Here is a 13,344-nt window from a genome sequence, read left to right as displayed (position 1 = left end):
TATTTTTAAGATTCTATACCGAAGATATTTTTCCTTATGGGACACCTTTTCTTTATTGACATTTAGCATTCTATCATTTATTTTTGTATCAAGGTATTTATCTCGAATTCAAGATAATAAGTTTGTTAATAAAGGGAAATGGGCAAATAATAGTGCTGTGAGGTGAAAGGCTTGGAGTTGAAAGGAATCCACCATGTTTCGGCATTAACGAAGCAGGCCCCGGAAAACTATCATTTCTATACGAAGGTGTTGGGCATGAGGCTGATTAAGAAAACAGTCAATCAGGACGACATCTCCGTCTATCATTTATTCTATGGGGATGAAATCGGGACGCCTGGAACGGAATTTACATTTTTTGAAATACCAAATGCCGGAAGGACCCATGCAGGAACGAACAGTATTTCCGAGACGTCCCTTAGGGTGAAAACCGATGCGGCATTGGACTATTGGAAGAAACGTTTTGATGAATACAGGATTGAACATGGACAAATAACTGAACGGTTTGGCCGTAGGGTACTGCCCTTTACAGATTTTGAGGGGCAGAGGCTGCTGCTGGTTTCTGATGAACAGAATAAGGGGGTTCTTGGAGGAACTCCCTGGCGGTTGAGCCCTGTACTTCCTGAATACGGAATCCTTGGATTGGGGCCAGTCAAGCTGACTGTACCTCTTTTGGAGCGAACTGCCAATATTCTCGTGGACATTCTTGGTTTCCGGGAAAAAGGGACATATCCTTCTGCAGTGCAGGGACAGTGCGAAATTGCGGTTTTTGAGACAGGCGAAGGCGGAACAGGGGCAGAGGTCCATGTTGAAGAGAGAAACGATCTTCCCACAGAGCGGCTTGGCCGTGGAGGCGTCCACCATGTGGCTTTCAGGGTTTCAGATGAAGAAGAAATGAAGCAATGGGTCAAGAAACTAAAAGCGGCAAGGATACCGAATTCCGGATTTGTCGACCGTTTCTACTTTCGTTCGCTTTACTTCAGGGAGCCAAACGGCATTCTTTTTGAATTGGCGACGGACGGGCCGGGATTTGCCGTCGATGAAGACCCCGCGCATTTAGGGGAATCACTTGCATTGCCGCCATTTTTAGAGGAAAAGCGGCCGAAGATAGAGGCAAACCTTAAACCGCTGGATACGAAGAATTAAGGCTTGCCCAATGGAAGGAGCACAAACATGAAAAAACAGACAACCGGAATTCACCATATAACAGCCATAGTAGGGAATCCCCAGGAAAATGTCGATTTCTATGCAGGCGTGCTTGGCATGCGCCTGGTAAAAAAAACCGTGAATTTTGATGACCCCGGCACGTATCACCTTTATTTCGGTGACGAAAAGGGAAGTCCTGGCACGATCATGACCTTTTTTCCATGGCCAAACGCATACCGCGGCAAAATTGGGGGCGGCCAGGTCGGGGCTACGTTATTGATAGTACCTGAAGGCACGCTTGGTTTCTGGGAAGAACGCTTGGGAGTATTCAATATCCCCTTCATTAAATCATCCCGGTTCGGCGAAGACTACCTTGCTTTCGAGGATCCCCATGGTTTGAAGCTGGAGCTTTCGGCAAGGAATGAGGGCAGGAAAAGTGAATGGTCTTTTGGGGGAGTTTCACACGATAATGCCATTAAGGGCTTTGGCGGGGCTGTATTGCTATCTGCCCGGCCTGAAAAGACAATGGAGTTGCTTGTAGATGTGATGGGCCTTGAAAAAGTAGGGGAAGATGCCGAGTATGTAAGGTTTCGATCAAACGGTGATATCGGTAACACCATAGATGTGCAAAAAACAGCCTTGCCACCCGGTTCCATGGGGGTGGGGATTGTCCATCATATTGCGTGGAGGGCTGAAGATTTTGAAGACCATGAAAGCTGGAGGCAGTATTTGGCCAATGCTGGCTATGGTGTAACACCCGTCATTGACCGTCAGTATTTCAATGCAATTTATTTCAGGGAAGAAGGCCAAATACTTTTTGAAATTGCTACTGACCCGCCTGGTTTCACACGGGATGAATCTGCGGAAGAAATGGGAAGAAGGCTGCTTTTGCCGCCATGGCTTGAGGAAAGGCGCGCTCATATAGAAGCTGCGCTATTGCCTGCCGAGGCACGGATCCTTAAGGAGGATGAAAAATGACCATGAAGCATATTTTTAAAGAAGGAAGCAGCAAAGACGCACCACTCCTTTTGCTTCTACATGGCACAGGCGGGACGGAGCAGGACTTGCTGGGGCTTGCAGAAATGATTTCCCCCGAGTCGTCTGTCTTAAGCGTAAGAGGGAACGTCCTGGAGAACGGGATGCCCAGATTTTTTCGGAGGCTGGCAGAAGGTGTATTTGATGAAGAAGACCTGGTCTTGCGTACAGAGGAATTATATGGATTTTTGGACAGCGCTTCTAAAGGATACGGATTCGAGCGGTCTAATATAGTGGCGGTTGGGTATTCCAATGGGGCCAACATTGCCGGCAGCCTGCTCTTCCACTATGAAAACCCATTGAAGGGGGCCATCCTGCACCATCCAATGGTTCCAAGAAGGGGAATCGTGCTTCCGGATATGGCAGGACTGCCGGTGTTTATTGGAGCGGGAAGCAATGATCCGATTTGCCCTCCCCAAGAAACGGAAGAATTGGCGTTACTATTAAAAAATTCCGGTGCACAGGTCGATATGCACTGGGAACAATTTGGGCACCAGCTGACCCGGTCGGAAGCTGAAGCCGCCGCAGTTTGGTTCCATAAAATTTTTACTGTCGAATAGGAGATGGTTTTTGAATGCTTACATTGAATCCGGAGGAAATGTCAGAACGCGAAAATTATAAATTTTTGACAGGAAGCATCATCCCAAGGCCTGTGGCCCTTGTCACGACATTATCGGCAAAAGGTGTCGTAAACATCGCTCCATTCAGTTATTTTAACATTGTCAGTGCGACCCCGCCCCTGATTTCACTTTCAATCCAGAGGCGGAAAGGGGCGAAAAAGGATACCGCCAGAAACGCTGAGGAAAAAGGCGAGTTTGTTGTTCATATCACAGATGAATCAATCGTCGAAGCTGCCAATAAAACGGCAATCGAACTTCCCCATGATGAAAGCGAATTGCCCGTGTCCGGATTGACGGCCATCCAAAGCAGTTCGGTATCAGTGCCGGGCATAATGGAAGCAAAAATCCGGTTGGAATGCAGGTTGGAGCATGCGCTGGAATTGGGCGGGACAGAAGGGGAACCTGCCTGCGATTTACTGATTGGCAGAGTTGTAACTTATCATATTGAACCTTCTCTATATCATGATGGAAAAATTGACCCGTTCCTCTTAAGCCCTGTAAGCCGCCTCGCTGGCAATGACTATGCCGCTTTAGGCAAAACATTTGCTTTAAAACGGCCGCGTTGACAAAATGTTAAACTTCTCCATGCTAATGTGGAGAAGTTTTTTCTATATGGAATTGTGCACAGCATGGCAAGGAATTTTCAGAAAAATGGTCTGCTTCCGTATCGGTGCAAATAGATTAATAAGTGTGTGGCTAACACTAAACAGATGGGGTTTATTACAGTTGTCAACCCGAAATATATAGAAGGAGTTGTTTGTAATGCCAGAAGGATTGCACCAAGTCAAGCTTCCATTATCTATCGAAAATGTGTGGGATTTTGTGAGCGTGATGGATAATTGGGCCCCCCTCGTCCCGGGATATATTGCCCATGAAATCATCAGCGAGACTGAATCGACCTGGGAGTTTATAGGGGATTTGGGGTTGCTTAAGAAGAAAATAAAAATGAAGGTTGAGATTACAAAATGGGAAGAACCTAAAAAGGTAACCTTTGATTTAATTGGCCTGAACGAAAAATTCAAGGGTAATGGTTACTTTTCTGGAACACAAATCGACGGGCAAAATACCGAGATGGAAGGCTTTCTAAATATTACGGCATATGGGGCCACTGCGGCGCTTACTAATGGATTGCTTAAATCATTTGTTCCCCAGACTAGTACCGAATTAACGCAAGCCATTGCAGAAAGCCTCATTGGAACAAATGGCAGGAAAAAAGAAATTCGCTTAAGGTAACGGAGCGGTCCTTGGGCAAATAAATGTGATAATATAGTTGCCATTTACAAAACCTAATAGTGATGCCAAAAAGGTATCACTGTCAATCAAGTATCCTTCAGACGAGGTGATTTGATGAGTTACAGAGATCAATTAGATCCACACTCTACGCTATTTCACCATAATTGGACCAGGCCCAAGCGTGCTAAATCTCAGGTGAACGGTCATACAGAAATGACCAAGACAAATATCATCTTAAGAAGCAACGCCAAGGCGCATCGCTGGTAAGGATGTTAATGAGGGTACAGGAAAAAAGACGCTTTTGGCGTCTTTTTTTCTTTCTTCTGCAGATAATAAGGGTAAACAAACAGACTACGTGCACCAGGCTTATGTTATCGCAGGTGTAACCAAATCCTGAGGGCATAACTTCGCCTCTGTCGTCGTCTTATCAAGATCGCCAACCGGAAAGTTTTCAAAGAAATGATATCGTTTTCACCTGCTGAAAGGATGGGAAACAATCATTCCAGAATAAAATGAGAATAGATATACGGAGAATTGGAAGCAAAAATAGCCGTAAATTCCCTGGATACCAGAGACAATGATTTCAAGCGATTCTTAGATGCATATTAATTGAAGTGAATGAAGTAATCACAGACTTAAAGATCGTAGTAAATATGTTGGAGAGATATATATAAGATAATTAATAAATTTAATGTAGTTTCTGCTAAATACTGGGGTCATTCATGAACAAGGTTTCACCTTTGCCTTTCAGCAGTGGGAAAGGTTGTTACAAATGTATAAGCTACGAGAAAGTGAGTTTTCTCATTGACCTATCAGTTGGACATAAAACAGCCAAATTAAAAAATATCAATGCATAATTTTTTAAGTGACTTTAATAAAACACATTGAAAGCGGTGCAATATGGATGTATTGGCGCAGCTAGTCCAAAATCTCCCTGATTGGCTTGATGTGATTATCAGGTCTTTATTTTTCTTGTTTGTTCTTTTCTTTATCACGAAATGGTTAGGAAAGAAACAAATTTCCCAGCTCTCGTTTTTTGAATATGTCACAGGCATCACCATTGGCAGCATTGGGGCTGGCGTAGCAATGGATTCTAATGAAAGCATGTTCCATGGCGCCCTTTCGATCATCACCTTTACTTTGGTACCCTATATTGCGGCTTTAATATCATTGAAAAGCAAGAAATTCAGGGATTTTATAGAAGGGAAAGCCACTGTGTTCATCAAGGATGGGAATATAGACGAAGGAAATTTGAAGAAAGAAAAGTATACAGCTGACGAATTATTGGAGCTTCTCCGCAAGAAAAATGTATTTAATGTCGCAGATGTAGAATTTGCTATCCTTGAACCTACAGGGGATTTAAATGTGATGCTGAAAAAAGGGAAACAGCCAGTAACGCCAGAAGATCTGAAGCTGCCTGTTGAACCAATTGCTGCCCCGCAGATCGTCATCATGGATGGGGAATTATTGGAGCGGCCGCTAATGGAGGCCGGCAGGAATAAAAGCTGGCTGCGGTCCGAATTGGAAAACAAGGGAGTTTCCATGCAGGAAGTATTTCTCGGGCAATTGAACGATAGCGGAAAATTGACAATTGACCTTTATGACGGCCGCACACAATCTCCAACCGACAGCAGATCGGTCATCGCGATTTTGGAAAAATGCAAAGGTGATTTAGAATCGCTTGTTCAAAGTACAACACACACATCTCTTCAAAAAATAAATAAACAAAACAGGAAAAAGCTGCAAAAAGCCATTAACCAATTGGAAACCATATTAAATAATCCTTGAGTAGCAAAAAAGACCGCACTGCTATTAGAAACAGTACGGTCTCTTATATTTCCTATTCCAAATTGGCATGTTTTCCATACATTGTGTTGGAATCCAAACCTTTTTTCTCCATGAACCTCAAAATAACAGCATCGTAGAACAACAGAAGTGTTTGCTCAAACAACGAACCCATTGGCTGTATCGTACGATATTCTCCATCAGATTGGTCTTTTGGAGAACCGGGCAATTTAATTGAAAAATCAGCCAGGCGCCCGATGGTGGAATTGGGATAAATGGTTGCTGCCGCTATTGTTCCGCCGATGCTTTTTGCTTTCTCTGCCATCGTTACAAGGCTTTTCGTTTCGCCTGAACCGGAACCGATAATCAATATATCATCTTTCTCGAAGTTTGCTGTCACTGTTTCCCCGACGACATAAGCGTCTAATCCCATGTGCATCATCCGCATGGCAAAAGACTTTCCCATGAAACCGGATCTGCCAGCTCCCGCAACAAAAATTTTCTTTGACTCGAGAATCGCGTTTACCAGTTTTTCCGCTTCATCATCGGAAATTAAGGCGGTTGAGCGGCCTAATTCCTTTAAGATTTCAGCTAAATAATCGGTGGTCTGCATCTTTCCGTTACCCTTGCTTGATCAACTCTTGCATTTGGGCAGCTGCCGCTTTTTTATCATCTTGCCCTGTAATGCCTCCCCCAACAATAACAAGGTCCGGCTGAGCTTTAATGACTTCAGGCAGTGTGTCAAATTTAATCCCGCCGGCAATCGCTGTTTTGGCATTTTTTACGACGTTTTTGATTTTTCTCAGATCTTCAAATGAGTTCTCTCCAACTGCTTGAAGGTCATAGCCAGTGTGGACACAGATATAGTCTACGCCAAGCTCGTCCAGTTCTTTTGCGCGGCCTTCGATATCTTTAACCGCAATCATATCGACCAGGATTTTCTTGCCCTGTTTTTTTGCTTCTTCAACGGCACCCTTGATGGACTGGTCCTCGGCGGCACCCAGAATCGTGATGATGTCAGCCCCTGCTTCGGAAGCCTTCATGACTTCGTAGCCTGCTGCATCCATGATTTTTAAATCGGCCAAAACTTTTAAGTTCGGGAATGCTTCCTTGATTTCTTTAACGGCGCGAAGCCCTTCATTAATAACAACCGGTGTGCCGATTTCAACGATATCAATATGGTCTTCGACTTCTTTCACCAATTGCTTTGCTTCCGGAATGTTTACGAGGTCTAATGCAAGTTGTAATTCCATGAATGTGTCACTCCTAATCAGTTGAATTGTTAGGTGTACAGTTTTAAAATACCCTTTTCGGATTACTCTACACCTGGTAAGATTAATCTGCTTTCTGGTACTTGGCAATTATACAGCCTATATAATTGAATAAGAAGTACGCACTTTTCTTTTACATAGTGACTAAAGGTATACTATGTGCTATCATTGGTACTGAGGTGAAATAATGTCACGTATGCAGGATAAAACATTTAACTGTGAAAAAGAATTAACCCTTTCCGTCATTGGAGGCAAATGGAAGATGCTTATTTTATGGCATTTGGGGAAAGAAGGTACAAAACGGTTCGGGGAACTGAAAGCATTGATGCCGGGCATTACCCAAAGGATGCTTGTCAATCAGCTTCGTGAACTTGAAGAAGACTTGATCGTACATCGGGAAGTTTATCCCGTCGTGCCTCCAAAGGTTGAATATTCTCTAACAGAGCAAGGGAAAAGCCTTATGCCGATTCTTGATTCCATGTACAGCTGGGGAAAAAATTATATGGAGAATGTATTGGGCGAAACACTGGATGGAAAGGAGCCCGTTAAATAAAACTTTCAGGAAAGCGGGCCGCTGTTGAAATGGCCCGCTTTCTCCGTTTCTAAATGAAATCAACACCTTGGTACATACTAGATGTAACATGTATAAAGGGGAGCAAGGTCTTGCAAACATTGATAATCATACTAATGATTCCGATCCTGTCAATTGGTCTGGCTTTGTCCAACTATTCCAGCGGGGATATTGTCCAGGCTCAGGTCTCTGGAGGGCCGTACAGCTTTGCAAACCTGTCGAAAATCCTCAAACATCCCCTGCTTGATGGATCCGTCACAGGGATAAGCGTCAGAAGTGCAGAGAGCGGTGAAATATTATTTGAACAGAACGGGAATATCCGGCTAAGGCCAGCGTCTAATTTTAAATTGCTGACTGCAGCTGCAGCCATGGAATCACTGGGCAAGGATCATACATTTAAAACGGAATTGTTAACAAATGGACGTATCAGGGCCAATGTTTTGACAGGGAATCTTTATATGAAAGGATACGGCGACCCGACTTTATTGGTGAAGGATTTTGAAGAAATGGCCCTTGCACTAAAAAAAACGGGAGTCAAAATTATTTTGGGAAATGTACTCGGCGATGATTCCTGGTTTGACGGTGAGCGATATTCGAAAGACCTGCCGTGGTCAGACGAAACGGAATATTATGGAGCGCAAATTTCAGCCTTAACTGCCGCACCTGATGCCTACTATGATGCCGGAACCGTTATCGTAGAAGTGGGATCTGGAAAAAAAGTGAACCAGCCTGCCGCCATATCTTTAACTCCCGCAACAGATTATGTGAAAATTATTAATTCTGTAAAAACCGTTGGTTACGGAGGAAAGAAAAAAATAAAAGTCCATAGGGTACATGGAACAAATACAATAAAAGCGGAAGGAACCATTCCTTTGGGTGAAAGCACAGCCAAAAGCCGGGTAGCTGTTTGGGAGCCTGCCGGTTATGCTCTGGAGTTATTTACTAACGCGCTTCAAAAGCAGAGGATAAAAGTGGCAGGACGGGTAAGGAAAGGGAGAACGCCAAAGAATGCTGCTGTACTGGTGTCCCGTGAGTCCATGACGCTATCACAGCTTCTGGTGCCCTTTATGAAGTTAAGCAACAACGGCCATGCTGAAACTTTGGTCAAGGAAATGGGAAAAGTCGAAATGGGGGAAGGCAGCTGGGAAAAGGGGCTTAAGGCGGTGGAAACCAACCTTAAATCATTAGGAACCGATACCGATAATATTGTCATTCGTGACGGTTCCGGCATTTCACACGTTAACCTCATTCCGGCTAACGAAATTACGAAATTGCTTTTTACTATCCAAAAAAAGGCTTGGTTTCCGGCCTATGAAGAATCTCTGCCTGTAGCCGGCGCCAGTAAAAGAATGTTAGGGGGCACCCTGAAAAACCGAATGCGAAGTAGCGCTGCAGCAGGCAATGTAAAAGCGAAAACAGGCACCATTTCGACAGTCAGTGCCCTTTCGGGTTACGTAACAGGAAAAAGCGGGCAAACGTACATATTCTCAATTTTGATAAATAATGTATGCGATGCAGCGGCAGTTAAAATAGTGGAAGATCAAATCGCGGAGTTTTTATCGAATCAATAACCAACATATAAAAAAATCTGATTTTTTTATTTCGACTATAGAAACAGGCAGGTGAGGATTTGAAAGTTGAATATACTTTCAAAACCGCTACAATAAAAGATGAACTTGAAAGAACAGCAGAGTGGCTCCCCAAAAAACGCATCAACCAATGGCAGTATATACTGGATTCCAGTGCTGATGTTGAAACCGGGCTCTCCATCAAAATAAATCAAACCTGCATTGTCATGAGAAATGGGATAATAGCTGCTACTTTTACGTTATACCACCATCAAAACGATTGGGACAAACGCCTATGGAGAAAAAACAGGGAAAAGCCCATTTATATTCAAAGCCTGGCTGCAAATAGGACTCTTTCCGGAGGAGGGGCAGGCAGAATGATAATGGATTGGGTGGATCGACACGTGTTTCCAGAAGGCCATACCGTTTGTCAGGCACGATTGTGCCGCAGAAAATCAAAAACTAAATTATTTTTACATAAGTGAAGGGTTCATGTTTACAGGAACCGTGGATAACCAAAATAAACATGAAAAGGTTATGGAGATTCGGGTTTAAGGTGAATTGGCATATAGGAGGAGAGAAAAATATGAAAACTTACATTATTACCGGTGCTTCGAAAGGCCTTGGAAAAGCAATCGCTGAGCTGTGTTTACAGGAAGGCAATCATTGTATTTTTGTTGCTCGTTCAGCCAATGAACAGCTGATTGATAAGGCCCGAAGCCAGGGCCTTAAAGTTTCCAGCATTTTGGCTGACCTCGGTGATTCTGGCCAGCTGCCGGAAATAGTTGACAGCATATTTTCTAAAATAGGTGACACCGATGAATTATTACTCATCAACAATGCCGGGGTGGTGGAACCGATTAAGCCTGTCGGCCAGCTCGAACAGAATAAATTGGAAGACAGCATAAAGGTTAATTTCCTTGCCCCAATCATGTTGTCCAATGCTTTTATTGATAGGACTAGGGGTTTTCCTGGCAAGAAAACGATTGTCAATGTATCCTCTGGAGCCGCTTTGCGGCCGTATCAAGGGTGGGCGGCTTATTGCAGTACAAAGGCCGGCCTTGAAATGTTTACCCGTGTTACAGCAGCCGAGCAAGATCAGGAACAGTATCCTGTTACCATCATCTCGTTTTCACCGGGGATCATGGATACAAATATGCAGGCGGATATCAGGCAGGCTGACGAAAAAGACTTTGCCCATGCCGAGATCTTTCATGCATATAAGGAACAGGGGAGGTTAAGATCGCCGGAGCTTGTAGCGGAGAAGCTGATGGCATTGCTGCAGGACGGGCCGCTTGAAAACGGCCGATTTTATGATATTAAAAATCTTTTGTAAGGAATAATACTGCGTGTATTAATGATCCAAAATAGGGCGGTTGGAGCGCTCGCTTAAAATCAAGGTATCGTTCCAACATTCAAGCCGGGAGGAAAAATGTCGTTCCTAAAATTAAGCTTTATTTGGCATTGTTGAGGGATACACAGGTGACTAATCTAGTCGCCTTTTTTGTTTAAATGCAATTGAAAAGCTTGAATATTTTTGGATTCCAACCCTATAATCCTATATATCTTGTATCGACGATTTTAAAGGAGAGCACACTTTATGTTACGAAGATTTTTCACTTATTACATGCCTCATAAAAAGCTGTTCCTGCTTGATTTCAGCAGTGCAGTGTTCGTGGCTGTCCTGGAATTGGGCTTTCCGCTTGCGGTTCAATGGTTTATTGATGCCTTGCTCCCAAACAGCGATTGGCCGGCCATTGTGTCAGTGAGCATTGGGTTATTGCTGCTGTATATTTTTAGTACTTTTCTCCAATATGTAGTTAATTATTGGGGCCATAAGCTCGGCATCAATATTGAGACTGATATGCGCCAGCAGCTGTTTCAGCACGTGCAAAAACAGTCTTTTAAGTTTTTTGATAATACAAAAACAGGGCATATCATGAGCCGGATCACGAATGATCTGTTTGATATCGGCGAGCTCGCCCACCATGGGCCAGAGGACTTGTTCATCGCAGTAATGACATTTGTGGGAGCGTTTTGGATCATGCTTTCGATTAATGTTCAGCTTGCGCTTGTGACCATCTTTATTGTCCCTTTCCTTGTTTGGATAATCGTTTTTAGCAACATCCGCATGAACCGCGCCTGGCAACAGATGTACAGCGAGATTGCCGATGTAAACGGCCGGGTGGAAGACAGCGTGTCCGGTGTAAGGGTTGTCCAGTCTTTTACTAATGAAGAATATGAGATTGGCAGATTTAAAAAAAACAACCGAAAATTCCGTAAAGCGAAATTGTTGGGATACAAAACGATGGCATTCAGTTCATCAGGCATTTATATGATGACCCGTGTTATGACGCTGGCCGTTTTGGTTTTCGGTGCCTGGCTAAGCTTTAACAACCGTCTTTCTTATGGAGAGTTGGTCGGATTCGTACTCTACGTGAATATTTTATTCAAACCAGTGGAAAAAATCGCGGCAATCCTGGAGCTTTATCCGAAAGGAATGGCCGGGTTCAAGCGATTTACAGAACTGATTGATGTCGAACCTGACGTCAAGGACGCCAAGGATGCAATAGAGGTTGGAACTTTGCGTGGAGACATTCAATTTTCCGATGTAAGCTTTAGCTATGATCATAGTAAACCAGTTCTCGAGGGAATTGATTTATCGATTCGCGCTGGTGAGACAGTGGCGTTTGTCGGTCCTTCAGGAGCAGGGAAAACAACAATTTGCTCACTAATACCAAGATTTTACGATGTGGAAGCCGGCAGCATTTCGATTGACGGGATTGATGTACGGGATATGTCAAAGAAATCGCTGCGCTCACAAATCGGGATCGTCCAGCAGGATGTGTTCCTGTTTACAGGCACGCTTAAAGAAAATATTGCATATGGAATGCTTGATGCGACAGATGAACAAATTGAAGAAGCTGCAAAGCGGGCCCATTTGGAAAAATTTATAGAAGGGCTGCCTGATGGTTACGAGACACAGATAGGCGAGAGGGGTTTAAAATTATCAGGCGGACAAAAGCAACGGATCGCAATCGCCCGGATGTTCCTGAAAAACCCTCCGATCCTTATCCTGGATGAAGCAACCTCCGCGCTCGATACAGAAACGGAAATGATCATCCAGAACGCGTTGAACGAACTAGCCAAAAACCGCACTACTCTAATCATCGCACACAGGCTTGCAACCATCCGCAATGCAGACCGGATCGTCGTTGTCACAGAAGACGGCATTGCCGAACAAGGGGGACATGACGAACTGATCGAACGAGGAGGCATTTTCGCCAACCTGCATCGTGTGCAATTTCAAAGATAAAAGGGCAGTCCCCTTTATGGTAACGCGTTAAAGCGCTGGGGTCTAAGCATTGGGGGTCTGAGCCCCAATGCGGTAGTGTGTTAAAGCCTCAGGGACCACGCCTTGATTTATGGCAGTGCATTGCCGATTATGTCACGGATTTCTAAGACTGTGACATAATCGGCTGTTCTTGTTTTTTCGTCAAAACGATTTTGGCCGCTGGGTGATTCTCCCCTTCAGTCAGTTTGTCATTAATAAATTTTTTTATGTAGAATGGATGTATTTCAGTAGGGTTGTCAGCAATGATTTGAAAATCGTTCACCAAACCGGTTGTAAACAAATCGCAGGAAATCTTCAGTCAAGTACCATTCTTTCAGCCATGGGTGAAATTCATTCTCTTGCATCTTTGCGGCCTTAGCCTCAAGATAGGGAACCGTCTTTTCAGCAATCTTGTCCGCTGCCGGTAACTCTCTGGCCAGCCCTCCAATTTTCTCTATCATTTCTTCATTACTCATTACATATCGGCCAAACAGCTTCTTAAAAATGACATGCAGACACTCCATTCAGATTTTCGATATGTTTGCTCATAGTTTCGCCCTACAATACAGATTAGCAGGGCGAGTGCCATCAAGTAACTAATTCGGATTTCTTATACCAGTTATAAAATGGAAAAAACGAAAGAAATAGGAACATTTTTTCACATTTTTATAAAAAACCAGGAACATGCCCCTTCCTCTTTTAAATTTGAACTCAAAGAAAATCCTAGATTACACCAATAAACGGGCATTTTTTACAATTTTTATCCTTTCATAAAAAAGGCAAT

Annotated in this window: 15 protein-coding genes; 12 read left to right on the top strand and 3 right to left on the bottom strand. The window is 43.7% G+C overall.

Annotated features, from left to right (window positions below):
* Nucleotides 1-171: 171 nt before the first annotated feature.
* From D0466_RS05350 to D0466_RS05320, 7 genes are all read left to right on the top strand, one after another.
* Entirely contained in the window at nucleotides 172-1,143 is a 972-nt protein-coding gene (locus D0466_RS05350) for a ring-cleaving dioxygenase (protein WP_117321501.1), read from the top strand.
* Nucleotides 1,144-1,170: 27 nt separating this feature from the next.
* The gene (locus D0466_RS05345; RefSeq protein ID WP_117321500.1) at nucleotides 1,171-2,121 is read left to right on the top strand and encodes a ring-cleaving dioxygenase; all 951 of its coding nucleotides are present in this window, start codon (nucleotides 1,171-1,173) and stop codon (nucleotides 2,119-2,121) included.
* A 2-nt stretch (nucleotides 2,122-2,123) separates the two neighbouring features.
* The gene (locus tag D0466_RS05340) at nucleotides 2,124-2,738 is read left to right on the top strand and encodes an alpha/beta hydrolase (protein WP_199484525.1); all 615 of its coding nucleotides are present in this window, start codon (nucleotides 2,124-2,126) and stop codon (nucleotides 2,736-2,738) included.
* Between the two features lie 14 nt (nucleotides 2,739-2,752).
* Nucleotides 2,753-3,364: a flavin reductase family protein gene (locus D0466_RS05335; RefSeq protein ID WP_117321498.1), complete on the top strand. Its 612-nt coding sequence runs from the start codon at nucleotides 2,753-2,755 to the stop codon at nucleotides 3,362-3,364.
* A 196-nt stretch (nucleotides 3,365-3,560) separates the two neighbouring features.
* Nucleotides 3,561-4,031 (top strand): CoxG family protein, encoded by a 471-nt coding sequence (locus D0466_RS05330; protein WP_117321497.1) that lies wholly within the window; start codon nucleotides 3,561-3,563, stop codon nucleotides 4,029-4,031.
* A gap of 114 nt (nucleotides 4,032-4,145) precedes the next feature.
* A complete protein-coding gene (locus D0466_RS05325; RefSeq protein ID WP_117321496.1) occupies nucleotides 4,146-4,298 on the top strand; it encodes a YpzG family protein in 153 nt (50 codons plus the stop codon).
* A gap of 633 nt (nucleotides 4,299-4,931) precedes the next feature.
* Entirely contained in the window at nucleotides 4,932-5,819 is an 888-nt protein-coding gene (locus D0466_RS05320; protein WP_117321495.1) for a DUF421 domain-containing protein, read from the top strand.
* A 52-nt stretch (nucleotides 5,820-5,871) separates the two neighbouring features.
* Here D0466_RS05320 and hxlB read toward each other — a convergent pair whose 3' ends face one another.
* Both hxlB and hxlA read right to left on the bottom strand, forming a co-directional pair.
* On the bottom strand, nucleotides 5,872-6,429 hold the full coding sequence (hxlB, locus tag D0466_RS05315) for a 6-phospho-3-hexuloisomerase (protein ID WP_117321494.1): 558 nt from the start codon (nucleotides 6,427-6,429) through the stop codon (nucleotides 5,872-5,874).
* Nucleotides 6,430-6,436: 7 nt separating this feature from the next.
* Nucleotides 6,437-7,069, bottom strand: coding sequence for a 3-hexulose-6-phosphate synthase (hxlA, locus tag D0466_RS05310; RefSeq protein ID WP_117321493.1), 633 nt, complete (start codon nucleotides 7,067-7,069; stop codon nucleotides 6,437-6,439).
* A gap of 205 nt (nucleotides 7,070-7,274) precedes the next feature.
* On the opposite strand from hxlA, the gene D0466_RS05305 reads away from it, so the two are divergent.
* The 5 genes from D0466_RS05305 (at nucleotide 7,275) to D0466_RS05285 (ending at nucleotide 12,542) form a co-directional block, all read left to right on the top strand.
* Entirely contained in the window at nucleotides 7,275-7,640 is a 366-nt protein-coding gene (locus tag D0466_RS05305) for a winged helix-turn-helix transcriptional regulator (RefSeq protein ID WP_117321492.1), read from the top strand.
* A 110-nt stretch (nucleotides 7,641-7,750) separates the two neighbouring features.
* Nucleotides 7,751-9,229, top strand: a complete 1,479-nt coding sequence (gene dacB, locus D0466_RS05300; protein ID WP_233522547.1) for a D-alanyl-D-alanine carboxypeptidase/D-alanyl-D-alanine endopeptidase — start codon at nucleotides 7,751-7,753, stop codon at nucleotides 9,227-9,229.
* A gap of 59 nt (nucleotides 9,230-9,288) precedes the next feature.
* Nucleotides 9,289-9,711, top strand: a complete 423-nt coding sequence (locus D0466_RS05295) for a hypothetical protein (protein WP_117321490.1) — start codon at nucleotides 9,289-9,291, stop codon at nucleotides 9,709-9,711.
* Nucleotides 9,712-9,812: 101 nt separating this feature from the next.
* Complete coding sequence (locus D0466_RS05290; protein ID WP_158555839.1) at nucleotides 9,813-10,562, top strand: (S)-benzoin forming benzil reductase; 750 nt, start codon at nucleotides 9,813-9,815, stop codon at nucleotides 10,560-10,562.
* Between the two features lie 264 nt (nucleotides 10,563-10,826).
* Nucleotides 10,827-12,542, top strand: a complete 1,716-nt coding sequence (locus D0466_RS05285) for an ABC transporter ATP-binding protein (RefSeq protein WP_117321488.1) — start codon at nucleotides 10,827-10,829, stop codon at nucleotides 12,540-12,542.
* 275 nt (nucleotides 12,543-12,817) lie between these two features.
* Here D0466_RS05285 and D0466_RS05280 read toward each other — a convergent pair whose 3' ends face one another.
* Nucleotides 12,818-13,084, bottom strand: coding sequence for a hypothetical protein (locus tag D0466_RS05280; protein WP_117321487.1), 267 nt, complete (start codon nucleotides 13,082-13,084; stop codon nucleotides 12,818-12,820).
* Nucleotides 13,085-13,344 lie beyond the last annotated feature (260 nt).

The organism is Peribacillus glennii (assembly GCF_003429105.1).
GTDB classification, from domain to species: Bacteria; Bacillota; Bacilli; order Bacillales; family DSM-1321; genus Peribacillus; species Peribacillus glennii.
Note: the sequence above shows the minus strand (reverse complement) of the source record. Positions and strands in the feature narration are given on the sequence as shown.

Coding starts and splice junctions, on each gene's coding strand:
- D0466_RS05345 (WP_117321500.1), top strand. CDS start 1,171: ATGAAAAAACAGACAACCGGAATTCACCATATAACAGCCATAGTAGGG.
- D0466_RS05340 (WP_199484525.1), top strand. CDS start 2,124: ATGAAGCATATTTTTAAAGAAGGAAGCAGCAAAGACGCACCACTCCTT.
- D0466_RS05335 (WP_117321498.1), top strand. CDS start 2,753: ATGCTTACATTGAATCCGGAGGAAATGTCAGAACGCGAAAATTATAAA.
- D0466_RS05330 (WP_117321497.1), top strand. CDS start 3,561: ATGCCAGAAGGATTGCACCAAGTCAAGCTTCCATTATCTATCGAAAAT.
- D0466_RS05325 (WP_117321496.1), top strand. CDS start 4,146: ATGAGTTACAGAGATCAATTAGATCCACACTCTACGCTATTTCACCAT.
- D0466_RS05320 (WP_117321495.1), top strand. CDS start 4,932: ATGGATGTATTGGCGCAGCTAGTCCAAAATCTCCCTGATTGGCTTGAT.
- hxlB (WP_117321494.1), bottom strand. CDS start 6,429: ATGCAGACCACCGATTATTTAGCTGAAATCTTAAAGGAATTAGGCCGC.
- hxlA (WP_117321493.1), bottom strand. CDS start 7,069: ATGGAATTACAACTTGCATTAGACCTCGTAAACATTCCGGAAGCAAAG.
- D0466_RS05305 (WP_117321492.1), top strand. CDS start 7,275: ATGTCACGTATGCAGGATAAAACATTTAACTGTGAAAAAGAATTAACC.
- D0466_RS05290 (WP_158555839.1), top strand. CDS start 9,813: ATGAAAACTTACATTATTACCGGTGCTTCGAAAGGCCTTGGAAAAGCA.
- D0466_RS05285 (WP_117321488.1), top strand. CDS start 10,827: ATGTTACGAAGATTTTTCACTTATTACATGCCTCATAAAAAGCTGTTC.
- D0466_RS05280 (WP_117321487.1), bottom strand. CDS start 13,084: ATGGAGTGTCTGCATGTCATTTTTAAGAAGCTGTTTGGCCGATATGTA.